Origin of the sequence: Micromonospora sp. DT227 (assembly GCF_049841835.1) — a bacterium.
Taxonomy (GTDB): domain Bacteria; phylum Actinomycetota; class Actinomycetes; order Mycobacteriales; family Micromonosporaceae; genus Micromonospora.
In genome coordinates this window covers 232,318-257,011 of sequence record NZ_JBNCLA010000009.1, presented here as the reverse complement: position 1 = coordinate 257,011, position 24,694 = coordinate 232,318, and the positions used below count along the sequence as shown (strand labels likewise).

At 73.7% G+C, this 24,694-nt stretch carries 19 protein-coding genes; 6 read left to right on the top strand and 13 right to left on the bottom strand.

The features are described 5' to 3' along the window. Positions 1-4 precede the first annotated feature (4 nt). Entirely contained in the window at positions 5-1,576 is a 1,572-nt protein-coding gene (locus ACLQ2W_RS27280) for an amino acid permease (RefSeq protein ID WP_425789869.1), read from the bottom strand. Between the two features lie 312 nt (positions 1,577-1,888). Here ACLQ2W_RS27280 and ACLQ2W_RS27275 point away from each other — a divergent pair, with 312 nt between their 5' ends. Further along, the gene (locus ACLQ2W_RS27275; protein WP_425789867.1) at positions 1,889-2,770 is read left to right on the top strand and encodes a glycosyltransferase family 8 protein; all 882 of its coding nucleotides are present in this window, start codon (positions 1,889-1,891) and stop codon (positions 2,768-2,770) included. Between the two features lie 57 nt (positions 2,771-2,827). On the opposite strand, the gene ACLQ2W_RS27270 is transcribed toward ACLQ2W_RS27275, so the two are convergent. The 4 genes from ACLQ2W_RS27270 to pcaF form a co-directional block, all read right to left on the bottom strand. Further along, entirely contained in the window at positions 2,828-3,328 is a 501-nt protein-coding gene (locus ACLQ2W_RS27270) for a DUF456 domain-containing protein (protein WP_107156000.1), read from the bottom strand. A 91-nt stretch (positions 3,329-3,419) separates the two neighbouring features. Then, a complete protein-coding gene (locus ACLQ2W_RS27265; RefSeq protein WP_425789864.1) occupies positions 3,420-5,564 on the bottom strand; it encodes a putative bifunctional diguanylate cyclase/phosphodiesterase in 2,145 nt (714 codons plus the stop codon). Between the two features lie 6 nt (positions 5,565-5,570). Next, positions 5,571-6,389 carry an SAM-dependent methyltransferase gene (locus tag ACLQ2W_RS27260; protein WP_281935601.1) on the bottom strand — a complete coding sequence of 273 codons (819 nt, stop codon included), beginning with the start codon at positions 6,387-6,389 and terminating at the stop codon, positions 5,571-5,573. A gap of 116 nt (positions 6,390-6,505) precedes the next feature. Further along, entirely contained in the window at positions 6,506-7,711 is a 1,206-nt protein-coding gene (pcaF, locus tag ACLQ2W_RS27255; protein WP_425789862.1) for a 3-oxoadipyl-CoA thiolase, read from the bottom strand. Positions 7,712-7,822: 111 nt separating this feature from the next. Here pcaF and ACLQ2W_RS27250 point away from each other — a divergent pair, with 111 nt between their 5' ends. From ACLQ2W_RS27250 to ACLQ2W_RS27235, 4 genes are all read left to right on the top strand, one after another. Beyond that, positions 7,823-8,788 carry a glutathione S-transferase family protein gene (locus ACLQ2W_RS27250; protein ID WP_425789860.1) on the top strand — a complete coding sequence of 322 codons (966 nt, stop codon included), beginning with the start codon at positions 7,823-7,825 and terminating at the stop codon, positions 8,786-8,788. Beyond that, on the top strand, positions 8,781-9,479 hold the full coding sequence (locus ACLQ2W_RS27245) for a DUF998 domain-containing protein (RefSeq protein WP_425789858.1): 699 nt from the start codon (positions 8,781-8,783) through the stop codon (positions 9,477-9,479). Before ACLQ2W_RS27250 ends, ACLQ2W_RS27245 begins: the two co-directional genes overlap by 8 nt. Before the next feature lie 201 nt (positions 9,480-9,680). Continuing rightward, positions 9,681-10,976 carry a dicarboxylate/amino acid:cation symporter gene (locus tag ACLQ2W_RS27240; RefSeq protein ID WP_405094160.1) on the top strand — a complete coding sequence of 432 codons (1,296 nt, stop codon included), beginning with the start codon at positions 9,681-9,683 and terminating at the stop codon, positions 10,974-10,976. A gap of 47 nt (positions 10,977-11,023) precedes the next feature. Then, the gene (locus ACLQ2W_RS27235) at positions 11,024-12,091 is read left to right on the top strand and encodes an NADH:flavin oxidoreductase/NADH oxidase (protein ID WP_425789856.1); all 1,068 of its coding nucleotides are present in this window, start codon (positions 11,024-11,026) and stop codon (positions 12,089-12,091) included. 40 nt (positions 12,092-12,131) lie between these two features. Here ACLQ2W_RS27235 and ACLQ2W_RS27230 read toward each other — a convergent pair whose 3' ends face one another. The 5 genes from ACLQ2W_RS27230 to ACLQ2W_RS27210 all read right to left on the bottom strand — a co-directional run bounded on the left by ACLQ2W_RS27230 (position 12,132) and on the right by ACLQ2W_RS27210 (position 20,132). Continuing rightward, positions 12,132-15,623 carry an ATP-binding cassette domain-containing protein gene (locus ACLQ2W_RS27230; RefSeq protein ID WP_425789854.1) on the bottom strand — a complete coding sequence of 1,164 codons (3,492 nt, stop codon included), beginning with the start codon at positions 15,621-15,623 and terminating at the stop codon, positions 12,132-12,134. 90 nt (positions 15,624-15,713) lie between these two features. Further along, a complete protein-coding gene (locus ACLQ2W_RS27225) occupies positions 15,714-16,307 on the bottom strand; it encodes a TetR/AcrR family transcriptional regulator (RefSeq protein WP_107155991.1) in 594 nt (197 codons plus the stop codon). A gap of 10 nt (positions 16,308-16,317) precedes the next feature. Further along, complete coding sequence (locus tag ACLQ2W_RS27220; protein ID WP_425789852.1) at positions 16,318-18,468, bottom strand: YhgE/Pip family protein; 2,151 nt, start codon at positions 18,466-18,468, stop codon at positions 16,318-16,320. Beyond that, a complete protein-coding gene (locus tag ACLQ2W_RS27215; protein WP_425789850.1) occupies positions 18,465-19,202 on the bottom strand; it encodes an ATP-binding cassette domain-containing protein in 738 nt (245 codons plus the stop codon). The genes ACLQ2W_RS27220 and ACLQ2W_RS27215 overlap by 4 nt, the downstream gene beginning before the upstream one ends. A 90-nt stretch (positions 19,203-19,292) precedes the next feature. Next, entirely contained in the window at positions 19,293-20,132 is an 840-nt protein-coding gene (locus ACLQ2W_RS27210) for a GNAT family N-acetyltransferase (RefSeq protein WP_425789848.1), read from the bottom strand. Positions 20,133-20,268: 136 nt separating this feature from the next. Between ACLQ2W_RS27210 and ACLQ2W_RS27205 the strand changes: the two genes are divergently transcribed. After that, positions 20,269-20,865 (top strand): PadR family transcriptional regulator, encoded by a 597-nt coding sequence (locus ACLQ2W_RS27205; RefSeq protein ID WP_425789846.1) that lies wholly within the window; start codon positions 20,269-20,271, stop codon positions 20,863-20,865. A 179-nt stretch (positions 20,866-21,044) separates the two neighbouring features. Here the strand turns inward: ACLQ2W_RS27205 and ispG are convergent, their stop codons facing one another. Genes ispG through dxr form a run of 3 tightly spaced genes read right to left on the bottom strand, consistent with a single transcriptional unit; the run spans position 21,045 to position 24,688 of the window. Continuing rightward, complete coding sequence (ispG, locus tag ACLQ2W_RS27200) at positions 21,045-22,220, bottom strand: flavodoxin-dependent (E)-4-hydroxy-3-methylbut-2-enyl-diphosphate synthase (RefSeq protein WP_396775144.1); 1,176 nt, start codon at positions 22,218-22,220, stop codon at positions 21,045-21,047. Positions 22,221-22,229: 9 nt separating this feature from the next. Continuing rightward, positions 22,230-23,477 (bottom strand): M50 family metallopeptidase, encoded by a 1,248-nt coding sequence (locus ACLQ2W_RS27195; RefSeq protein ID WP_425789844.1) that lies wholly within the window; start codon positions 23,475-23,477, stop codon positions 22,230-22,232. Further along, complete coding sequence (dxr, locus tag ACLQ2W_RS27190; RefSeq protein WP_425789842.1) at positions 23,474-24,688, bottom strand: 1-deoxy-D-xylulose-5-phosphate reductoisomerase; 1,215 nt, start codon at positions 24,686-24,688, stop codon at positions 23,474-23,476. Before dxr ends, ACLQ2W_RS27195 begins: the two co-directional genes overlap by 4 nt. Between the last annotated feature and the right edge of the window lie 6 nt (positions 24,689-24,694).

The following is a 24,694-nucleotide window of genomic DNA, read 5'->3' as shown; positions in this document are numbered from 1 at the left end:
GAGGTCAGGTGGGTGGGGTGGGGGTGTCGGGGGTGGGCTGGTCGACGGTTCGGCGGGGGCCGGTGAACCAGGTGCGGGCCGAGGCGTACCACCAGATCGCGACGCCGAGCAGCACCCCGCCCACCGCCAGCGGCGCGTAGTTCACCGCCGTCCAGGAGAAGTCGGGATGACCCGGCACGCCGGCCGGGACGATCGGCAGCACGAAGTAGACCGAGATGACGGCGATCTCCACCACCGCGATCCAGCCGAGCAGCCGGTAACGGCGGCCGAGCGTCCACGGGCCGGGGACGAACCGGTCCCCCATCCGCAGCCGCAGGAAGATCGGGATGATGAACGACAGGTAGAGCCCGATCACCGCCACCGACACCACCGCGTAGAACGCGACCGGGATGCCGCCGCGCTGATACAGCGCGGGCAGCGTGAGCACCAGCCCGGCCAGCGTGGCGCCGATGATGGCGTTGACCGGCGTGCCGTTGCGGTTGACCTTTGACCAGAGCCGCCAGCCCGGCACCGCCCGGTCCCGGCTGAACGCGTACGCCATCCGCGACATCGAGGTCACGCAGCTCATCCCGCAGAAGAACTGCCCGATGGTGGAGATGATGATGACCACCTTGAAGAAGAACGGGGTCAGCGCCGTCTCGAAGATCGCCCCGGAGAAGCCGCCCGCGTCGTTGATCGCGTCCACGTCGGTGGCGGCGAACAGGAACGCGAGCAGCAGGATCCAGCCGCCGACGGCGGAGTAGAAGATCGACCGCCACAGTCCCTGCGCGGCGGCCTTGGACGCGCCCCGGGTCTCCTCGGAGACGTGCGCGCAGGCGTCGAAGCCGGTGATCGTGTACTGCGTGAGCAGGAAGCCCAGCGGCAGCACGTAGAACCAGAACGTCAGCCCGCCGGTGTCCCCGTCGCCGAAGCCGGAGTTGTTGAACCGCTCGGTGAACACGAACTGGAAGCTCTGGTGGTCGTCCGGGACCAGGACCAGGATCAGCACCACCACGGCCGCGCCGGCCACGTGCCACCAGACCGAGACGTTCTGGAGTACGTCGATGATGCGGTGCCCGTAGATGTTGATCAGGCCGTGCAGCGCGAGGATCACCACGAACAGCCCGAACGTCTGGTGGCCGGTGCCGGCCCAGCCGTCGACGAGCGCCGACAGCGTCAGGTTGAGGAACGTGGCGCAGCCGTAGTCGACCGAGGCGGTGACCGCGACCAGCCCGATCAGGTTGAGCCAGCCGGTGAACCAGCCGTGCACCGGCCGACCCATGGTCGCCGCCCACCAGTAGATCCCGCCCGCGGTCGGGTAGGCGGAGACCAGCTCGGCCAGGCAGAACCCGATGACCAGGATGAACATCGAGATCAGCGGCCAGCCCCAGGACACGGCCACCGGGCCGCCGTTGTTCCACGCCTGGCCGAACGTGGTGAAGCAGCCGGCCAGGATCGAGATGATCGAGAACGAGATGGCGAAGTTGGAGAAGCCGCTCCACTTGCGGCGCAGCTCCTGTTTGTAGCCGAGTTCGGCGAGTCGTCGGGCGTCGTCGTCCATCGGCTGCTCGGCGGTCGGCGCGGGCGTCGTGGCCACTGCACACCTCCTCGGGCGAGTGCTCGCAGTCTGCTCCCGCCGATCAAGGTGGTCAATACGCGTACCGGTTAAATGCGTTGTCCCGGCTCCCGGCCCGGGGCATCCTTGGAGCTGTGACCAGGCCCGACCCGACGGGCCGGCACCGGGCGCTCGGCAACGCCCGGTCTGCGGCGGCGCGCGGCGTCCACCTCTCTCTCACTGAAGTACGGCCTCTCGCCGTACCCCGGACGCCCGCGCCGCCGCTCCCTACCGACCGCGTCCCCCGAATCGGCGCAGGGGCTCTGGTTGTCGACTCGTATGCAACGTTGTAAATTGACAGGTGTTCACCCGACCGAGGAGGTAATCCTGGACTGCGCACTGGCCTTCGATGCCACCTACGCCCCGCACGCGGCGGTCGTGATGTCCACCATCGCCGCCCAGATGCCGACCGAACCGCTGCGTTTCTGGCTCGCCGCCGACGACGACGTCACCGAGCCGGCCCGGGCCTCGCTGACCCGGGCGGCCCGGCACGCCACCGTCACCTTCCTGACCGTGGACCCCCCACCGATCCGCCTGCCCGGATCCCGCGAGCCCCACCTGAGCTACCTCTCCGCCGCCATGTACCTGCGGCTGCTGATCCCGCACGCCCTGCCCCCGGGCGTCGACCGGCTGCTCTACCTCGACTCCGACGTGCTCTGCACCGGCTCCCTGGCGCCGTTGCGCGACGTCGACCTGGGCGACACGCCGGTCGGCGCGGTCCGGGACGCGTTCACCCGCCGCCTCATCGACAACGGCGGCCTGCCCGGCATCTACGGCTACCGGGACCTCGACGCCCAGGCGCCGTACCTGAACTCCGGGGTGCTGCTCATCGACGTGCCACGGTGGCGGGAACTCGAGATCACCGCCGCGGCGCTCGACTACATCGCCCGCCACGCCCACGAGGCGCGTTTCCCGGACCAGGACGCGCTCAACCACGCGGTCTACGGCCGGTGGACCCGGCTCCCCAAGCGCTGGAACCACATGATGGCGTGGCGGCTCGACCCGACAGTCGGCGGGAGCATCACGGACGCGTCCGTCATCCACTTCGCCGGCCCGGTGAAGCCCTGGCATCCGACCTTCCCGGACGGCGTGTTCCGGCAGCTCTACCGCAGGCACCGTCGTCGCACCGACCTGGTCACCGCCCGGGCGGGATCACTCACCGCTTCGCGCCGGTGACGAACGCTTCGCCCCCGACCCCGACCAGGACCGCCGCGCGGTGGCGGGTGTCGTGCCTCAGGCGAACAGCAGGCCCGCCACCCAGAGCGCGGCGATCACCATGCCCGCCATGAACTCGACGAGCATGGACAGGCCGGCCGCCTTGAGCGCCTGCACGGTGGCCGGCCAGGCCAGCCGGTTGCTGCCCAGCCGCAGCAGCTCCGCGCCCCAGATCCCGGCGATGAAGCCGATCGGCAGCCCGACCACCGGGATGACGAAGAACCCGACCACGCCGAGCAGCGCGCCGGCCAGCAGCGACCGGGTCGGCACACCGGTGCGCTTCAGGTTCCGCCCCGGCCAGAGGTACTTGACCACGGTGCCACCGGCGGCGACCACGGTCGCGGCGGCGAGCACCGCCCAGCGGCCCGGACCGGCGTCGCCGAACAGCGCCCACACCAGCACACCGCCCCAGCACAGCGGCAGCGCCGGCAGGCCGGGCACCACCACGCCGGCCAACCCGGCCAGGATCGCCAGCGCGGCGACCACCGACACCACGGCCTGCGAATCGGTCAGACTCACGAGTTCTCTCTTCTCTGCGCGGGCGGTGCGTAAACCGAGATGTTAAGCGGGGGCCCCTCCTCTACCGGAGGCGTTAAGCGGGGGCCCTTCCTTAAGCCGCCAGGCGGGTGCGGATGGCGTCGGCGGGCATCGGGGCGCCGAACCAGCGGCCCTGGCCGGTGTCGCAGCGCAACGCCCGCAGCCGCTCGGCCTGCACCTCGGTCTCCACCGCCTCGGCCGTCACCGACAGCTCCAACGCGTGCGCCAACCGGACCAGCGCGTCGACGATCCGCTCGTCGCGGTGGTCGGCGACCGCGCCGTCACCGCGGATGCCCTCGACGAACGGGCCGGCCAGCTTCACGCAGTGGATCGGCAGCCGGCGCAGGTACGCCAGGTTCGAGTAGCCGGTGCCGAAGTCGTCGATGGCCAACCGCAACCCGAGGTCGGCGAGCTGGTGCAGTGCCCGCAGCGGCTCACCCGCGCTGCCCATCACCGCGCTCTCGGTCAGTTCGAGCTGGAGCAGCTCGGCGGGGAGGCCGGTGTGCTGCAACGCCTCCGCCACGGTCTCCACGATGGCCGGGTCGTCGGCCTGCCGGGCGGCCAGGTTGACGCTGACCACCGGCGTCGACTCGCCGAAGTCGCGCCGCCACGACTCGGCGTCCCGGCAGGCCTGGCGCAGCACCCAGGCGCCGAGCCGGACGATCAGGCCGGTCTCCTCGGCCAGGCCGATGAAGCGGTCCGGCCCGAGCAGCCCCAGCTCCGGGTGCTGCCAGCGGACCAGCGCCTCCACCGCCACCATGGAGCCGTCCAACAGCGACACGATCGGCTGGTAGTGCAGCACGAACTCGCCCCGGTCCAGCGCGGCGGGCAGGTTGGCGGCCAGCGCCGACCGGGCGATGTCGGCGGCGCTGCGCTCCGGGTCGTACACCGCCCAGCGGCCCCGCCCCTCGGCCTTGGCCCAGTAGAGCGTGGTGTCGGCGGCCTTCATCAGCTCACCGGCGCTGGTCTCCGCCGCCGGGCAGTCCACGATGCCGATGCTGGCCGAGACGGCGAGCTGCTGGTCGGCGACGTGCACCGGGGCGGAGACCGCGGCGAGCGCCAGCTCGGCCACCTCCACCGCGTCGTCGAGACCGCCGCCGGAGTCGACCAGGATGACGAACTCGTCGCCGCCCATCCGGGCCACCAGGTGCCCACGGCCGGCCACGCAGTCGCTGAGCCGTCGGGCGATCACCTGGAGCAGTTGGTCACCGAGGTCGTGGCCGAGGCTGTCGTTGACCGCCTTGAACCCGTCCAGGTCGATGAAGCAGAGCCCGACGCGCTGCTCGGGCCCGGCCGCGGCGAAGACGCCACCGAGCGTCTCGAAGAACAGCGTCCGGTTGGGCAGGCCGGTCAGCGGGTCGTGCAGCGCCTGGAAACGCAGCCGCTGCTGCAACTCGTACCGCTGGGTGATGTCCTCGATCATGGCGACGGTGAACCGCGGCCGGCCGTCGTCGTACCGGATCAGCGACACGGCCAGGTCGGTCCAGACCACGCTGCCGTCCTTGCGGTAGTAGCGCTTCTCCACCCGGGCGCTGTCCCGCTTGCCCTCGACCAGCTCCTGGTAGAGCTCCCACATGCCGGCCGCGTCGTCGGCGTGGGCCAGCGCGGACACGTTCATCTGCCGCATCTCCGCGACCGTGTAGCCGAGCATGTCCGCGAAGGACTGGTTGACCTCGATGATGTGCCCGTCCACACCGGCGATGCCGATGCCGATGGCGGCGCCGGTGAAGACCGCCCGGAACCGCGCCTCGCTGTCCCGCAACGCCTGCTCGACGGCGTCCCGGGCCTGCCAGGCGGAGCGGGCGATCCGTTCCTGCTGGCTGAACACCCGGTCCCGCAGCGCCCGGCTGAACCCGGCGGCGACCGCGCCCTGCAACGAGGCGATCCGTTCCCGCAGCTCGGGCAGATCCTCGCGGGCCGGCAGCACCCAGGGCAGGAACCGGTCGCCGAGCGCCTGCACCGACCAGTCGAGCACGCCGGGCTCGGTCAGGTGCGCCTCCACCAGGGCCCGCCCCACCTCCTCCGCCGGCCGGGCGGAGAAGGTGGGCGCCCGCAACGCGCGGGCCAGCCGCTCGGTGAGCGACACCAGCAGGCGCTCGGTCTCGGCCGCGCTCAGCGGCACGAAACCGATGCGCCGCACCGCCCGGGCCCACTCGGCGGCGTACGCCGTGGCGCCGGGGCGGCTGACGTCATCCCCGACGGGCTCCGGGGCCGGCACGTCGGCTCACCCGGCAGCGCGGTCGTACCGGGCGACGCCGCCGAACGCCCCGAAACGTTCCGGGTGCTCGTCCACGTCCGAGGGGGAGTCGGGCCGCCAGAGCGGCATGTGCACCACACCCGGTTCGAGGATCGTCCAGTCACCGAAGAAGCCGGTGATCTCGGCCCGCGAGCGGAGCGTGATCTCGGTGGCGGTACGCGCCGACAGCCGCTGCGCGTCAAGCATCTCCTGCGGCTGGTCCTCGAACGTGGAGTGCGAGACGACCAGGAAACTGCCCGGCGCGGCGGCGGCCCGCAGGGTGGCCAGGATGTCGGCCGGGCGGTCGGCGTCCGGCACGAAGTGCACCACGCCGGCGAGCAGGATGCCCAGCGGCCGGTCGAAGTCGATCAGGCCGCCGGCCCGGGCCTGGTCCAGGATCAGCTTCGGCTCGCGCAGGTCGGCCAGGAGCGCGGTGGCCCGGTCGTTGCCGGCCAGCAGCTCGTGGCTGTGCGCCACCGCCACCGGGTCGATGTCGACGTAGACGATCCGGGCCTCGGGGTTCGCGGCCTGGGCGACCTCGTGCACGTTGCCGACGGTGGGGATGCCGGAGCCGATGTCGAGGAACTGGTCGATGCCGGCGTCGAGCAGCACCCGCACCGCCCGGCGCAGGAACTCCCGCCCGGAACGCATGGTGGCCGCCAGGTTCGGCGTCATGGCCGCGATCTGCTCGGCGAGCTGCCGGTCGATCTCGAAGTTGTGCGCCCCGCCGAGGAAGTAGTCGTAGACCCGGGCGGCGCTGGGCCGGCTCAGGTCGATCCCGGCGGGAGGTCCGTCCGACGTCTGCATCGTGCGATCTCCCCGGTCGTCACCCGCCCGGTGGGGCGGATCATGTGGTCCAGCCCACTCTATGCGCGCCGGACCGGCAACGGGAGATCCACTTCTCGCGATGCCGCCGTCCGGGCTCAGCCGGCCGACTCCAGCAGCAGCGAGATGCCCTGCCCGACGCCGACGCACATGGTGGCGAGCGCCCGCCGACCACCCCGGCGGCGCAGTTCCAGCGCGGCGGTCAACGCCAGCCGGGCGCCACTGGCGCCGAGCGGGTGGCCCAGCGCGATGGCCCCGCCGTTCGGGTTGACGTGCTCGGCGTCCTCCGGCAGGCCCAGCTCCCGCAGCACCGCCACGGACTGCGCGGCGAACGCCTCGTTCAGCTCGATCACGTCGACGTCGGCCAGCGTGAGGCCCTGGCGGTCGAGCAGCTTCCGGGTCGCCGGGACCGGCCCGATCCCCATGATCCGTGGCGGGACGCCGGCCGCCGCGGCGCCGCGTACCCGGGCCAGCGGGGTGAGGCCGTGGCGCTCGACGGCGGCCGCGGAGGCGACCAGCAGCGCCACCGCGCCGTCGTTGACGCCGGAGGAGTTGCCGGCGGTCACCGTGCCGCCCGCGCGGAACGGGGTGGGCAGCGCGGCCAGCTTCTCCGGCGTGGTCTCCCGGGGGTGCTCGTCGACCTCGACCAGCTTCGTCTCCCGCTTGCCGGCCGGCACGGTGACGCCGACGATCTCCTCGGCCAGCCGGCCGTCGGCCTGCGCCTTGGCGGCCCGCTGCTGCGAGCGGTACGCGAACGCATCCTGCGCGGCGCGGTCCACGCCGAACTCGGCGGCCACGTTCTCCGCCGTCTCCGGCATCGAGTCGATGCCCCAGCCGCGCTCCATCAGCGGGTTGACCAGCCGCCAGCCGATAGTGGTGTCGTAGACCTCGGCGGTGCGGGAGAACGGCGTGGTCGCCTTCGGCATCACGAACGGCGCGCGGCTCATGCTCTCCACGCCGCCGGCCACCACCAGGTCGGCGTCCCCGGCGACGATGGCGCGGGCGGCGGAGGCGAGCGCGTCCAGGCCGGAGCCGCAGAGCCGGTTGACGGTGCTGCCCGGCACCTCCGCCGGCAGGCCACCGAGCAGCGCGGCCATCCGGGCCACGTTGCGGTTGTCCTCGCCGGCCTGGTTGGCGCAGCCGAGGATCACGTCGTCGGTGCGGGCCCAGTCGACCGACGGGTGCCGCGCCACCAGCTCGCGGATCACGTGCGCGGCGAGGTCGTCAGGGCGGACCCCGGCGAGGGCGCCGGCGTACCGGCCGATCGGGGTGCGGACTCCGGCAACGAGGTAGGCCACGGTCATCGCGCGCACGTCCTTCGGGGGTGGGAAGGGGTCGGTCGACGGCGGCCCGGCGGGTCGCGCCGGGTGCCACGGCGCCAGGATATCCGCGCCGGGAGCGGATAGGTTGGCGGCATGGCCGGGGCCCAGTTCAGCGCAGAGACCAGTGGCGGCGGTTCGTTCGTCCGCCAACCCAACCGGTTCACCGGGCGGGTCACCCCGCACTCCACCTCGCCGGCCGGCGGCGGGCCGGACGAGCAGGGCCGCTGGCCGCTGGAGCCGGGCCGGTACCGGCTGATCTGGTGCCGGGCCTGCCCGTGGGCGCACCGGGCCCGGATCGTGCGCGGCCTGCTCGGCCTGGACGAGGTGATCTCGCTGGGCACCGTGGACCCGATCCGGGACGAGCGGGGCTGGCGGTTCGCGCTGGACCCGGACGGCTTCGACCCGGTGCTGGGCGTCGGCTTCCTCTCCGAGGCGTACCTGGCCACCGACGGTGACTACACCGGCCGGGTGACCGTGCCGGCGCTCGTCGACACGCTGACCGGGCGCGTGGTCACCAACGACTATCCGCAGCTCACGCTCGACTTCTCCACCGAGTGGCGGCGGTTCCACGCGCCGGACGCGCCGGACCTCTACCCGGTCGCGCTGCGGCCGGAACTGGACGCGCTGATGGCGGAGATCCACTCCGACGTCAACAACGGCGTGTACCGGTGCGGTTTCGCCACCTCGCAGGCGGCGTACGACGAGGCGTACACCGCGCTGTTCGCCCGGCTGGACGCGCTGGGCGAGCGGCTGGCCGGGCGGCGCTACCTGATGGGGGACGCGATCACCGAGGCGGACGTGCGGCTGTTCACCACGCTTGTGCGCTTCGACGTGGCGTACCACGGGCACTTCAAGTGCAACCGGCAGAAGCTCACCGAGATGCCGGTGCTGTGGGCGTACGCGCGGGACCTGTTCCAGACGCCGGGCTTCGGCGAGACGGTGGACTTCGACCACATCAAGCGGCACTACTACGCCACCCACGACATGATCAACCCGACCCGGATCGTGCCGCTCGGTCCGGACCTGGCCGGCTGGACCACGCCGCACGGGCGTGGCTGAGCGCGCGTCGCGCCGGGTCGCCGCCGCCGGGGCCGCCGCCTGCGTGCTGGCCGGGGCGGTCGCGGTGACGGTCGCCGTCATCGCCGGTCCGGGCCCCGGCCCGACCGGGTACGTCAGCGAGGCCGGGGTCGCCGACAGCGGGTACGCCGGGGCGTACCGGATGGGGATCGTCACGCTGGCGGCGGCGCTGCTGCTGCTCGCCGGCGCGCTGCCGGCGGTGGCGCGGGCGGCGTCCGTGCTGCTCGGCGTCGGCGCGGTCGCCACGGTGCTCTCCGGCACGGTGACGTGCAGCGCCGGCTGCCCGCTGCCGCCGTTCGAGGCCGCCACGGTGGCCGACCTGGTGCACGGCGGGGCCAGCATCGCGGCCACCGCGGCGGTGGTCTTCGCGATGCTGGCGCTGGTGTGCTGCCCCGGCGCGGGCGCGGCGCTGCGGCGGGTCGCCGCGGTCGGCGCGGCGCTGGCGCTGCCGCTGGCCGGCGCGGTGGGGCTGGCCATGCTGCTGGTCGGCCGGGGCGCGCTGGTCGGCGTGTTGGAGCGGCTGCTGCTGACGGTGGCCGCCGGGTGGGGGCTGGGCACCGCCGTGCTGCTGGTAAGGAGGGGGCCCCGCTTAACGCATTCGGTAGAGGAGGGGGCCCCGCTTAACACCGAGGTGTTAAAAGGGGGCCCCTCCTTCCCCAAACGCCGGTTGTAAGGGGCGTCACGGGGAACGGTCCTTCCGGCGGGGCGGGTGCGGGAGTAGCGTGGTTCGGCGATGACCAATGTCTGGTGCCTCACCGAGCGCCTGTACGTCGACCTCCGACGGCAGGCCAGCGGCGTCTGTCCGGCGTAGCTCCGCTCCCCCGACGCCCGCCCTTCCCTCTCCAGACCTTGGACCGTCCTCATGGCTTCCGCCCTGCGCAAGATCCCCTTTTCCGTGCAGATCCTGCTCGGCCTCGTGCTCGGCGTGGCGCTGGGCTTCCTCGCCCGCGCCAACGACCTCGCCTGGCTGACCAGCACGCTCGACACCGTCGGCGGCCTCTTCGTCCAGCTCCTCAAGCTGGCCGTGCCGCCACTGGTCTTCACCGCCATCGTGGTCAGCGTGGTCAGCCTGCGCGGCGTGGCCAACGCCGCCCGGCTGGCGCTCAAGACGCTGCTCTGGTTCGGCATCACCGCGCTGATCGCGGTGAGCATCGGCATCGGCCTGGGCCTGCTCACCGACCCCGGCCGCGGCGTGAACCTGGACCCGGCCGGCGCCAACGCGCCGAAGACCACCGGCTCCTGGATCGACTTCCTCACCGGCATCGTGCCCACCAACCCGGTCGGCGCGTTCGTCGAGGGCAACGTGCTCCAGATCGTCTTCCTCGCCCTGGTGGTGGGCGCCGCCGCGCTGCTGGTCGGCGAGCCCGCCGAGCCGTTCGTGCAGCTCAACCGCTCGGTCCTGGCGATCGTGCAGAAGGCGCTGTGGTGGGTCATCCGGCTCGCCCCGATCGGCACCCTGGGCCTGATCGGCAACGCCGTCGCCTCGTACGGCTGGGACCTGCTCGCCCCGCTCGCCAAGTTCACCACCGCCGTCTACGTCGGCTGCGCGCTGGTGATGTTCGTGGTCTACCCGGTGCTGCTGGTCGCCGCCGGCCGGCTCAACCCGCTGCGCTTCTTCGCCGGCGCCTGGCCCGCCATCGAGCTGGCCTTCGTGTCCCGTTCCTCGGTGGGCACCATGCCGGTGACCCAGCGTTCGGTGGAGCGCCTCGGCGTCCCCCGCGAGTACGCCTCCTTCGCGGTGCCGTTCGGCGCCACCACGAAGATGGACGGCTGCGCCGCGATCTACCCGGCGCTCGCCGCGATCTTCGTGGCGCAGGTGTTCGGCGTGGACCTGGGCGTCACCGACTACCTGCTGATCGCGTTCGTGTCGGTGGTCGGCTCGGCCGCCACCGCCGGCCTGACCGGCGCGATCGTGATGCTCACGCTGACCCTGAGCACGCTGGGCCTGCCGCTGGCCGGCGCCGGGCTGCTGCTGGCCATCGACCCGATCCTGGACATGATGCGGACCGCGACGAACGTGGCCGGACAGGCCGTGGTGCCGACCATCGTGGCCGCCCGCGAGGGCACGCTCGACCGGGCCGCGTACGACTCGGCCGGCAAGCGCGACCTGATCGAGCCGGTCGAGCCCGCCGAGCGGGAGAACGAGCGGCTCGCCCCCGTACCCGCCTGACACACGGTAGGAAACGCACCACGAAGCCCTGACCGGAGGAGAACCGCATGAGCGCCCTGTTCACCCCGCTCGCCCTGCGCGGCGTCACGCTGCCCAACCGGATCGCGCTGGCGCCGATGTGCCAGTACAGTGCCGGGCCCGACGGGCTGCCCACCGACTGGCACCGCGTCCACCTCGGTTCCCGCGCGGTCGGCGGGGCCGGGCTGGTGCTCACCGAGGCGACCGCGGTGGTGCCGGAGGGGCGGATCAGCCCGCAGGACGTCGGGCTCTGGTCCGGCGCGCACGTCGACGCGTGGCGGCCGGTCACCGCGTTCGTCGCCGGCCAGGGCGCGGTGCCGGCCGTGCAGCTCGCGCACGCCGGGTTCAAGGCGTCGACGTACCGGCCGTGGGCGGAGCGGCGCGGCGGCGTGCCGGACACCGAGGGCGGCTGGACGCCGGTCGGCCCGGGCGTCGACCCGTTCGTCAGCGACTACCGCACCCCGGTCGCGCTCGACGAGGCCGGCGTCGCGGCCGTGGTGGACGCGTTCGCGGTCGCCGCCGGGCGGGCGGTGGACGCCGGCTTCGCCGCGGTGGAGATCCACGCGGCGCACGGCTACCTGCTGCACGAGTTCCTGTCCCCGCTGACCAACCGGCGCACCGACGGCTACGGCGGGGACCGGGCCGGCCGGATGCGGCTCACCCTGGAGGTGGCGCGCGCGGTCCGCGCCGCGGTCGGCGAGGCGGTGCCGGTGCTGACCCGGATCTCCGCCACCGACTGGACCGACGGCGGCTGGACGATCGAGGACAGCGTGGTGCTCGCCGGTGAGCTGGCCGCCGCCGGCGTGGACCTGGTCGACGCGTCCTCCGGCGGGGCGGCGGCGAAAGCGTCGATCCCGGTCGGCCCCGGCTACCAGGTGCCGCTGGCCGCCCGGATCCGCCGCGAGGCGGGCGTGCCGACCGGCGCGGTGGGCCTGATCGTCGAGCCCGAGCAGGCCGAGCAGATCGTGGCCGGCGGCGAGGCCGACCTGGTGCTGCTGGGCCGGGAACTGCTGCGCGACCCGTACTGGCCGCGCCGCGCCGCCGCCAAGCTGGGCGCCACCCCGGCCTGGCCGGACCAGTACGCCCGCGCGTTCTGACCGGGTCGGGCCCCGACCCGGGCGGGTCGGGGCCCGGCGGTCAGCCGGCCAGGTGGTTCCAGCGGGGTTCCAGGTCGGACCACGCGCCCTGGTCGGCGACCACGCCGTCGACAAGCACCACCACGTGGTCCGCGCGGACCAGCGCGGCCCGCTTGGCGGTCGAGCCGACCACGGTCACCCCGTGCTCGCGCAACGCCGCCCAGAGCGCCAGCTCCGTGGTGACGTCCAGCGCCGACGACACGTCGTCGGCGACGAGCAGTTCGGTACGCGGGGCGAGCGCCCGGGCCAGCGCCAGCCGCTGGAGCTGACCGCCGGAGAGCCGGGTCCCCTTGTGCCCGATGAGCAGCCCGAGCCCGCCACCGGCGGCGGCCAGGTCGTGGTCGAGCTGGGCGGTCGACACCGCGCTCGCGGCGTCGACCGGGTGGCCGAGCGCGATGTTCTCGGCCACCGTGCCGGAGAGCACCCGGGGTAGCTGGCCCACGTAGCCGACCTGGTTGGGGCGCAGGAACAGCTCCGGCTCGGTGACCGGTTCGCCGTTCCAGCGCAACGCGCCGACGTGGTGCACGATCCCGGCGAGCGCGCGCAGCAGCGACGACTTGCCGGCGCCGACCGGGCCGACCACCAGCACCAACTGCCCGCGTTCGACCACCAGGTCGACGTCGCGGACGGCGAGCGTGCCGTCGGAGTGCAGCGCGCCGAAGCCGGCCAGCTCCAGCCGGCGCAGCGGGTGCCGGGGCGGCGGCTCCGGCGCGGGCGCGGTGCCGGCGACCAGGTCCAGCCCGGGCACCGGCGCCGAGTAGGTGCTCAGCCCGGTCATCGCCACGGTCCGCCGCGTCCACACCCGCGCCGACGGGTACTGCGAGACGAGCGCCGCGGTGGTCCACGCGAACCAGCGGGCCGCGCCCAGCGTGGAGACCGCGACCAGGGTGGCGCCGGCGGAGAGCCCGCCGGTCAGGTAGAGCGCCCAGGCCCCGATCGGCAGCAGCCCGCTGACGACCGCCGGGGTGGAGCGGGCCCACACCTGCATGGCGATCTCCCGGCGCTGCCGCTCGCTGCGCACCGCGTCCAGCCCGGCCAGGTGGGTCAGCACCGGCCGGGTGGCGCCGGCCAGCTTCACCGTGCGGGCGGCGGAGAGCGCGGAGACCAGCGCGGTGGCGAACGCGGCGCGGGCGGCGACGGTGCCGGCGGCGGTGCGTTCCAGCCGCGGCCCGAACAGCGTCGCCGCCAGCCCGGAGACCACCATCGTGCCGACGAAGAACAGCGCCGGCACGAAACTGCCGGTCACCAGCGTCATGGTGAGCACGATGGCCAGCGAGATGAACTGGTCCATCAGGTTGTCGGCGAGCTGCACCACCCGGTCCGTGTCGCCGCCCTGCGCGACCACCTCGGCCGGGGTGTGCCCGCTGACCCGGCGCGCGCCGGTCTGCCCGTGCACCAACCGGGCGCTGATCCGCAGCATCTGCCGGATCCACCACTGCGGGAACCACAGGTTGGTGAGGTAGGGCAGCGGCAGCACCAGCAGCAGCGCGGCGGCGATGCCGAGCGCCGGCAGCCACGGGTCGCCGCCGGCGACCAGCTCGGCCCAGAGCCAGGGCAGCACCGAACCGTCCAGCCCGAGCAGCGTCAGCACGATGAACAGGCCGATCGCGGCCAGGCCGTACCGGGGATCGTTGAAGCCCAGCCGGAGGATCTCCCGCATGGTCCGCGCGGGCGGCGCGGGTGGCGCCGGCGGCGGTTCGGCGCGCGGCATCCCGGCGCGACGCGGCGCGGGGGCCGGCGCGACGACCGGGGCCGCCTCGTCGGCCCAGCCGGGCGCGTCGAGCAGTTCCACGCCGCCGCGCCGCGCGCCGGTGCCCGCGTACGCCCCGGCGTGGCTGGTGGCGAGCAGCTCGGCGAAGCGGGCGGACTCACGCATCGGGCCGGCCTCCAGCACCGCGCCGTCGGCCATCACCACCACCTCGTCGCAGCGACGCACCGAGGAGAGCCGGTGCGCGATGACGATGCCGATCCGGTCGGTGAGCAACCGCTCGGTGGCCTCACGGACCCGGTTCTCGGTGACCGGGTCGAGTCGCGCGGTGGCCTCGTCGAGGATCACCACGTGCGGGTCCCGGACCAGGATGCGGGCGAACGCGACGAGTTGCTCCTGGCCGGCGGAGAGCACGTGGCCGCCCTCGCCGAGCCGGGTGTGCACGCCGTCGGGCAGCTCGGCGATCCAGCCGGCCAGGCCCAGCTCGGCCAGCGCCCGCTCGGCGGCGTCGAGCAGCTCCGGGTCGTGCAGCGCGACGTTCTCGGCGAGCGTGCCGGCGAGGATCTCGGTGCGCTGGGGCACCACGGCGATCCACCGGCGCAGTTCCTCGACGTCCAGGTCGACCAGGTCGGTGTCGCCCAGGAAGACGGTGCCGCGGGGCACCTCCACGGCCCGGGTGAGCACCTTGGCCAGCGTCGACTTGCCCGAGCCGGTGCGCCCGACCAGCGCGTACGAGCGGCCACGGACGAAGTCGAGCCGCACGTCGCGCAGCGCCGGGCCGCGCTCCTCCCCGACGGCCGGGTAGCGGAAGGTGAGCCCGCGCACGCTCAGGTCGCCGTCGGCCGGGGCGGCCCCGCCAACCGGCTCCTGCCGCGCGCCGGCCAGCAACTGCACCCGGGCCCACGCGCCGAACGCCTGTTGCAGGTGCGGCACCCAACGGGCGATGTGCTCGACGGTGGCGCCGAACGCGATGGCGAGCAGCCAGACGGCGGTGAGCCGGGCGGCGTCGACCCGCCCGGTCGACAGCGCCCACGCGCCGGCCAGCACCACACCGGCGATGCCGGCCCGGACGCCACCGGCGGCCACCGAGGTGACCCGGGCGGAGAGCCGGAACACCCGGCCGCAGCGGGCGATCACCTCGGCCGCGCGGCGGGCGTAGAGCCGCATCACGTACGGCCGGGCCAGGCTGGTGCGCACGTCGTCCTGCCCGTGCACCGCCTCCTCCATCACGGCCGCGAGGTCGGACCAGGCCTCCTCCTCGGCCATCCGGGCCGGGGCGATGCGGGCGGTGGGCCGGCGCAGCACGACCGCGAGCAGCGTGGTGAGCAGCACCATCCCCACGCCGGCCGGCCACCAGACGACGAGCGCGCTGACGGTGGCGAGCACACAGACGGCGATGCCCTGCGCCAGCCGTACGCCGGTGTTCCGCATCTCGGCGGCGACCTGGTAGACGTCGTTGTCGATCCGGTCGAGCAGCTCGCCGACCGGCGTGGTCTCCAGGGCGGGCAGCTCCTGCCCGAGCGCGACCCGGCAGAGCCGGCGACGCACGTCGGCGGACCAGTCGGCGGTGAGCCGGGCCATGATCAGCCCGATCAGCAGGTCGGTGACGACGGCGGCGACCAGCGCCACGGCCAGCGCGACGAACCAGCCGGACGAGCGGTGCACGAGCACCGGCCCGGCCAGCGCGGAGGCGGCGGCCTGGCCACCGGCGCCCAGCACGATCAGCAGCAGCACGGCCGCCATCCGCCGGGGTGCGGTGGCCCAGAGGTCTCGGAGCAGGCGCATAGGACGGTCCTCCGGACTCGGACGGGTGGGGGCGGTGCACCCAGCCTTCCCGCCGGACCGGCGTGGTTCAACCGAATTACCGCGTTCCGGTCAGGTCCGGGCGACCCGGCGGACGATGCCGAGCAGCGCCTCCTGCACGTCGCCGATCGGCCGCTCGGGCTGGAACACCAGCCAGTCCACGGCCACCACCAGCCCGACGCCGAACAGCGCCGAGCTGGCGGTACGCACGTCCAGGTCGGCCGGGAGGTCGCCGCTGTCCACCCCGGCCCGGACCGTCTCGGCGATCACCTCGATCGCCTCGCCGCGCAGCAGCCGCAGCGTCTGCTGCCACTCCCGGTTGGTGCGCCACATCTCGGAGAGCAGCAGTTGGGCGAAGGCCCGGTAGCGGCGGATGTAGTCCAGCTCGGCGCGGACCAGCGCGGCGAGCGCCTCGCGCGGCGGCAGCCCGTCGACGGCGGCCCGGAACTCGGCGGTGAGCAGGCCGATGCCGTGTCGCAGCAGCTCCTCGAAGAGGACCGTCTTGGACTCGAAGTTGTAGTAGACGGTCCCCTTCGCCACCCCGGCGCGGGCCGCGATGTCGTCCACAGTGGTCGCCGAGAAGCCCTGCTCGGCGATCAGGTCCACCGCGGCCACGAAGAGTCGTTGGCGGGTGTCCTCCCGCCGGCGGGTCCGTCCGTCCGTCACCGGCCCATCCTCACATGGTCAGTTCGGGGTGCAGCTTGGCCGGGGTGAGCCGGCGGGAGCGGCGCGCTGCGCCGACGCTGAGCGCCAGTGCGCCCAGCCCGAACGCGAGCAGCACCGACGCGGCGGTGACCACCGGGCCGGCCGGCCCGCCGTTCACGGTGTGCCGCAGGCCGCTCACCACGTACGTCATCGGCAGCCAGGGGTGGATGGCCTGGAAGAAGCCGGGCGAGGTCTGCACCGGGTAGGTGCCGCCGGACGAGGTGAGCTGGAGCATCAGCAGCGCCAGCGCGGCCAGCCGGCCGGCCGGACCGAGCGCCACGCCGAGCAGTTGCATGATCGCGGTGAACGCCAGCGAGGTGAGCGCGAGCAGCCCGAACGTCGCCGCGCCGTGCGTCGGGTGCAGCCCGAGCGCCAGCGTCACCACGGTGTAGAGCACGGCGACCTGGGCCAGGCCGATCGCGGCGGCGGGCAGCCAGCCGGCGAGCACCACCCGCCAGCCGGGCGCGCCGGACATCACGTGGCGCCGGTTGACCGGCCGCAACAGCATGTAGGTGATCATCGCGCCGACCCAGAGCGCCAGCGCCAGGAAGTACGGGGCGAAGCCCACGCCGTACGAGCCGGCCGGGTGCTGCGAGTCGCGGATCAGGCCGACCGGATCGCCGAGCACGTCGGCGCGACTGGCCGCGTCGTCGTACCCGGGCAGTTTCTTCTCCCCGGCGGCGAGCCCGTCGGCGAGGTCGCCGGCGCCGCCCTCCAGCTTGGTCAGCCCGTCGACGAGCGAGGTGCTGCCGGTGCCGAGCCGGGCCAGGCCGCCGTCGAGCGCGCGGGCGCCGGTGGACAGTTGGTAGAGCCCGCCGCGCAACTGGTCGGCGCCGGTGGACGCGTCACCGAGCCCGTCGCGGAGCTTGGCGCTGCCCTGGGCCAGCGTGCCGAGCCCGCTGGCCAGCTTGTCGACCTTGGCCCGGGCGGCGGCGACGTCGTCGGCCAGGTGCGGCGCGGCGGCGGCCACCTCCCGGGCGGTCTTCGCGACCTCGGTCATCTGCTTCTTCAGCGCGGCCAGGTCGGATTTGTCCACGGCGGACGCCAGTGCCTCGGCCTGGGTGACGGCCCGGTCGGCGGCCGTGCGGGCGGCGGCGAGGTTCGGGTCGTCGGCCAGCTCGGGGTGTTCCTTCGCGACCGCGTCGAGCCGGTCGGAGATCTCCTGCGCCAGCCTGACCACCTCGTCGGCCTTGGCGGGCAGCGCGTCCAGGCCGGCGGCGAGCTGCTGCGCGCCGGTGGCGACCGCGGTGGCCGCCTGCTGGATCTTGTCGGCGTTGCGGCGCAGCACCGGCTCGTACCTGTCCGCGGCGGCGTCGACGGTGGCGGCGGCGGCCTTCGTCTCGGTGGCGGCCCGGCCGGCGCCGTCGGCGAGCTGGGCGGCGCCGGTCTGCAACTGGTCGAGCCCCTTGGCCAGCTTGTCGGCGCCCTGGACGGACGTGTTCAGCCCGCCGGCGAGCTGCCCGGCGCCGTTCTCGGCGTCACCGAGCCCGTCGGCGAGCTGCCCGGCGCCCCGCTGGGAGGCGTCGAGCCCGTCGGAGATCTTCCCGGCGCCGTCGGCGGCGCGGCCGGTCTCGGCCTTGGCGTCGGTGAAGCCGATCAGCATCTTGTCGAAGTACGAGGCGGCGGTGCTCTCCGCGGCGGCGGCCCGGATCTCGCTGAACGCCGAGCGGGCGAGCAGCCCGGAGAGGTAGTTGGTGGCGTCGTCGTTGACCACCTTCAGCTCGCCCTGCCGGGCCGGCCGGTCCGGCTCGGGGCTGGCCGCGAGCGTGGCCGAGAACTCGGCCGGGATGGAGAAGACCAGGTGGTAGCGGCCGTCGCGGAGGCCCTTCGTGGCGTCGGCCTGGTCGGTGACGGTCCAGCCGAAGACCTTGCGGTCGATCAGTTCGTCGGCGAGGTCCCGGCCGGCGTGCACCTCGCTGCCGTCGGCCGCCTTCGCCGGCCGGTCGGCGTTGACCAACGCGACCGGGATCCGGTCGAGGTTCCCGTACGGGTCCCAGAACGCGTAGAGGTAGAGCGCGCCGTAGAGCAGCGGGACCACGGTGAGCACGGCGAGCGCGGCGCGCGGCAGCCGGCCCCGGGTCATCCGGCGCAGCTCGAACAGGGCCAGTCGCAGCACGCTCATGCGGTCACCTCGGCGGTCACGTCGGAGCCGGTCGGGACGGGAGCGGTCGGGACGGGACCGGCGAGGGCGGGGGTGGGCAGGGCGGGGTCGCCGATGCGGTGCACGGTGGCGGCGACGCCGGGCTCGACGGCCCGGGCGCTGGCGACCACCGCGTACCCCTGGTCGGCGAGGCGTTCCAGCGCGGCCCAGATCCACTCCCGTTCGCCCCGGTCGGCGCCGGCGTCCACGTCGTCGGCGACGATCAGGCTGGGGCCGCCGAGGCTGGCCAGCACCAGCCCGAGCACCTGCCGGTCGACCGGGGTGAGGTCGCGGCCGTACCGGTCCGGGTCGAGCGGGGCGTCGGTGAAGCCGGCGCCGGTGATGGCGGTGGCGTGGGCGTCGCGGCGGTAGGCGCGGCGGGCCCGTGACGCGGCCACCGGGACGAGCTGCCGGCGGCGGCGCGGCACCGGCCCGAGCAGCAGCAGCCGTTCGGTGATGTGCTCGGCGACGGTGAGCGTCGGGTCGGGCTCGTGCACGCCGGCCACCTGGCCGAGCGCGGCCGGGCCGCGGCGGCGCAGCTCGCCGTGGCTGTGCGGGAAGCGCCCGGCGAGCGCGAGCAGCAGCGACGTGCGACCGCTGCCGGGCGGGCCGGTGACCGCGTGCAGCTCACCGCGGGCCGCGGTGAGGTCGACGTCCCGGTAGACCCAGCCCCGACGGGTCCGTAGGCCCAATCCGCTGGCCTCGACGATTACCATGGCGCCCTTCTAGACTGACTGGTCAGTACAAAAACATGACCAGCATAGCGCCGGGTGTCCGGTTCGGGGCAAGGCGAGGCGGGGTGATCCTCAGAACAGCACGGTGGCGAGCGTGCCGACCGGGCGGAAGCCGCACCGCTCGTAGACGCGCCGGGCCGGTTGGTTGAAGTCGTTGACGTAGAGACTGACCGTGGGCGCGACCCGGGCCAGCGCGTCGCGGACCACCGCGGCCATCGCGGCGACCGCGATGCCCCGGCCACGCCACTCGGGCGCCACCCAGACCCCCTGCACCTGCGCGGTGCGTCGGGTCACCACCGCCAGCTCGGCCTTGAAGACCACCCGGCCGTCGACGAACCGGGCGTAGGCCCGGCCGGCGCGCACCAGCTCGGTCACCCGCCGCCGGTAGCCGCGCCCGCCGTCCTCGGCCAGCGGCGAGACGCCGACCTCCTCGGTGTACATCGCCACCGCCGCCGGGAAGAGCCGGTCCACCTCACCGACCCGCACCCGACGCACGTGCGGGTCGGGCGCCACCGGCGGCGGCACGTCCGTGGCCAGCAACGGCTGGTTCGGGCGTACGTCCCGGGCCGGCCCCCACTGCGCGGAGAGGCGGTCCCAGAGGCCGAGCACCGCGTCGGCGCGACCCACGATCGAGGAGCAGAGCCGCTCCTCCTCGCCCAACTGCTCGGCGAACGCGGCCACCGCCGACTCGGACGCGAGCACCGGGGTCAGGTTGCCGCCCAGCCAGCAGATCGACTCCAGATTGCGCCGGGAGCCGTAGCCGAGGATCCGCGCCTCGGCCCGCCACCAGGCCAGGCCCCGCGCCGCGACCCGCTCGGCGACCTGCGCGCCGGCGTAGGGGTCGAGGTCGAGCAGCCGCTCGACCGAACGGCGCTCCGACTCCCCCAGTTGGCGTACCGGCATCGTGAGCACGGTTACCAGCCTGCCAGACGCAGCCGGGAGCCGGTGGGCCGACCGGGCACTCACCCACCCCCATCACGTCTTGTCGACGATGCGTTGCCGATATATCGTTGATGCATCAGTGATAGTCCCAGCGAAGGAGAGTCCGATGGGTTTCCGTCGACACGTCCACACCATGCACGACGAGATGCACCGGCACGGCGGCTTCGGCTTCCCGCCCGTACCCCCGGGTCCGCCGCCGTTCCCACCCGGGCCGCACGGGCCGCACGGCCACGGGCGCGGCCGGGGCGGCCGGGGTCGCGGCCGGCGGCCGAACGTGCGCGGCGCCGTGCTGGCCCTGCTCACCGAGCGGCCGATGCACGGCTACGAGATGATCCAGGAGATCGACGCCCGCACCGGCGGGGCCTGGCGGCCCAGCCCCGGGTCGATCTACCCCACGCTGCAACTACTGGAGGACGAGGGCGTCATCGCCACCGCCCCCGACTCCGACGGCGGGCGCAAGCGGTTCGCCCTCACCGAGCAGGGGCAGGCCGAGGCCGCCCAGGCGGCGGAGGCCCCGCCCTGGGCGGAGTTCGCCGAGCAGACCGTCAACAGCTGGCACGACATCCGCGACGCGGGGACCCAGGCCATGAACGCGCTGCGGCAGGTGATGACCACCGGCACGGACGACCAACGCGCCCGCGCCGCCCAGGTGCTCGACGAGACCCGCCGCAAGCTCTACGCCATCCTCGCCGACCCCGAGTAACCCCCTCCTGCCCTCCCTCCCCCTCCCCCTCACCCCGCCGGATTCACGGAAAGCGTGGTCATTCTGCCCGCCATGGCCACGCTTTCCGTGAATCAGCGGGGATACCGGGGTGGGGGTGAGACGCGCGTGCGGCCGGCCCCGTCAGGGGACGGCCGCACGACGCGACGCGGACAGGTGGGTCAGTGGACCGTGACCGTGGCGCCGCCGGGCACCAACTCGCGCAGTTCCTCGGGGATCTCGGCGCCCATCTCGTCGGCGATCCGCAGCGCCTCCTCGATCAGCGTCTCCACGATCTGCGCCTCCGGCACGGTCTTGACGACCTTGCCCTTGACGAAGATCTGGCCCTTGCCGTTGCCGGAGGCGACGCCCAGGTCGGCCTCGCGGGCCTCGCCCGGACCGTTCACCACGCAGCCCATGACCGCGACGCGCAGCGGCACCGGCAGCCCTTCCAGGCCGGCGGTGACCTCCTCGGCCAGCTTGTAGACGTCGACCTGGGCCCGGCCGCAGGACGGGCAGGAGACGATCTCCAGGCCGCGCTCGCGCAGGCCCAGCGACTCCAGGATCGCGGCGCCGACCTTGATCTCCTCCACCGGCGGGGCGGAGAGCGAGACCCGGATCGTGTCGCCGATGCCCTCGGCCAGCAGCGCGCCGAACGCCACCGCCGACTTGATGGTGCCCTGGAACGCCGGGCCGGCCTCGGTGACGCCCAGGTGCAGCGGATAGTCGCACTTCTCGGCGAGCAGCCGGTAGGCGCGGATCATCACCACCGGGTCGTTGTGCTTCACCGAGATCTTGATGTCCCGGAAACCGTGCTCCTCGAACAGCGAGCACTCCCAGAGCGCCGACTCGACGAGCGCCTCGGCGGTGGCCCTGCCGTACTTGGCCAGCAGGCGCTTGTCCAGCGAACCGGCGTTCACGCCGATCCGGATCGGCGTGCCCGCGTCACCGGCCGCCTTGGCGATCTCCTTGACCTTGTCGTCGAACTGCCGGATGTTGCCCGGGTTCACCCGCACCGCGGCGCAGCCCGCGTCGATCGCGGCGAAGACGTACTTCGGCTGGAAGTGGATGTCGGCGATCACCGGGATCTGCGACTTGCGCGCGATCGCCGGCAGCGCCTCCACGTCGTCCTGCGACGGCACCGCGACCCGGACGATCTGGCAGCCGGACGCGGTCAGCTCGGCGATCTGCTGGAGCGTGGCGTTGACGTCGGCGGTGAGGGTGGTGGTCATGGACTGCACCGACACCGGTGCGCCACCACCGACCGGCACCGAACCGACCATGATCTGGCGGCTGGCCCGGCGCGGGGCCAGCGGCGGCGGCGGTACGGGGGGCATACCGAGACTGACAGCGGTCACTTCAGGCACTCACCTTGAGAAGAGCGTGATCGGGTTGACCACGTCCGCGGTGACGGTCAGCAGCGTGAACACGCCACCCACCAGGATCACCGCGTACGTGAGGGGCATGAGCTTGAGGTAGTCGACGCGACCCGGGTCGGTGCGGCCGATCCGGGCGTAGAGCCAGGAGCGGGCGCGCTCGAACCAGGCGATGGCGATGTGGCCGCCGTCCAGCGGGAGCAGCGGCAGCAGGTTGAACACGCCGATGAAGAAGTTCAGCGACACGAAGAGCATGAAGAACACCAGCCAGGCGTTGTTCTCCACGGCCTCGCCGCCGAGCCGGCTGGCGCCGACCACGCTGATCGGGGTGTCCACGTCGCGCTCCGCGCCGGTGATCGCGTGCCACAGCGCCGGCACCTTCTGCGGGATGCGCTGCATGGCGTGGAAGGTCTGCACCGCCATGTTGCCGGTGAAGTCGGCGGTGGCGCCGAACGCGGCGACCGGACCGTACTCCACCCGGGTCGGCGTGCTGGGCCGCAGCGCCACGCCCAGCGCGGAGACCGCCGAGGTGGCGCCCTTGGGGTCGTTCAGCGGCGGGCGCTGCACCGAGGCCAGGTCGACGGTGGCGGTGGCCGGGGTGCCGTCGCGCAGGTAGGCGACGGTGGCCGGGCCGGGCTGCGTGCCGCGGACCACGTCGAGCATGTCGCCCCAGGTGGAGACCGGGCGGCCGTTCACCGCGGTGATCCGGTCGCCGTCCTTGAGCTGGGCCTGACCGGCCGGGCTGGCCGGGTCGCCGGCCTGGCAGGCGCGGGGGGCGTTCTCCACCACCACGCACGGGGCGAGCGCGATCACCGCCGGCTCGGCCCGGAAGCCGGCCTCGGTGGTGGGGAACTTCGGGTTCGGCAGGCCGGCGGAGACCGCGATGATCCAGAGCGCGACCAACGCGATGGCGAAGTGCATCGCGGAGCCGGCGGACATCACGATCGTCCGCTTCCACACCGGGTAGCGCCACATGGCGCGTTTCTCGTCCCCGGGCTCGACGTCGTCGTCCTGCGGGGTCATTCCGACGATCTTGCAGAAGCCGCCGAGCGGGATGCCCTTGACGCCGTACTCCGTCTCGCCCCGCCTGAACGACCAGAGCGTCGGCCCGAAGCCGACGAAGTAGCGGGTGACCTTCATCCCGAACGCCTTGGCGGTCACCATGTGCCCCGCCTCGTGCAGGCTCACCGAGATGAGGATCGCCAGGGCGAACAGCACCACCCCGAGCAGATAGCTCATCGAGCTCCTTCCACCGACCCGACGATGATCTCCTGGGCGTGCGCCCGTGCCCACGACTCGGCGGCGAGCACGTCCTCGACGGTACCTGGTTCGTCGAAATCGGGAGCGTCCTCCAGCACCCGCCCGAGGGTGTCGACGATGCCGAGGAACGGCAGCCGGCCCGCCACGAACGCGGCCACGCACTCCTCGTTGGCCGCGTTGTAGATCGCCGGCCGGCACCGTCCCGCCTCGCCGGCCGCCTTGGCCAGCGCCACCGCCGGGAAGGCGGCGTCGTCGAGCGGGGCGAACTCCCAGGTGTGCGCCGTGGTCCAGTCGACCGCGGTGGCGGCGTCGGGCACCCGGTCCGGCCAGCCGATGCCCAGCGCGATGGGCAGCCGCATGTCCGGCGGGCTGGCCTGGGCGAGCGTGGATCCGTCGACGAACTCGACCATCGAGTGGATCACCGACTGCGGGTGGACCATCACCTCGATGTCGGCGTACGGCACGTCGAACAGCTCGTGCGCCTCGATGACCTCCAGCGCCTTGTTGACCATGGTGGCGGAGTTGATCGTGACGACCGGGCCCATCTGCCAGGTCGGGTGCGCCAGCGCCTGCTCCGGTGTGACGTCGGTCAACTCGTCGCGCCGCCGGCCCCGGAACGGCCCGCCGCTGGCGGTGACCACCAGCCGGCGCACCTCGCCCCGGGCGCCGCCGCGCAGGCACTGCGCCAGCGCCGAGTGCTCGGAATCAACGGGAACGATCTGCCCCGGCCGTGCGACGGCGGCCTTCACCAGCGGGCCGCCGGCCACCAGCGACTCCTTGTTGGCCAGCGCGAGGGTACGCCCGGCGCGCAGCGCGGCCAGCGTCGGCGGCAGGCCCAGCGAGCCGACCACGCCGTTGAGCACGACGTCGCACGGCCACTGCGCCAGCTCGGTCATCGCGTCCGGCCCGGCCACGATCTTGGGAAGTTTGAAGTCGCCGGAGGCCCAGCCGCGCCGGCTCGCCTCGGCGTAGAACGCGAGCTGGAGATCCTGCGCGGCGGATGCCCGCGCCACCCCGACCGCCGCCACGCCCAGCTCCAGCGCCTGCGCGGCCAGCAGCGCCACGTTGCCGCCGCCGGCGCCGAGCGCGACCACCCGGAACCGGTCCGGGTTGCGCTTGACGATGTCGATGGCCTGGGTGCCGATGGAGCCGGTCGAGCCGAGCAGCACGAGGTCTCGGGGAGTGGTCACGCGCCC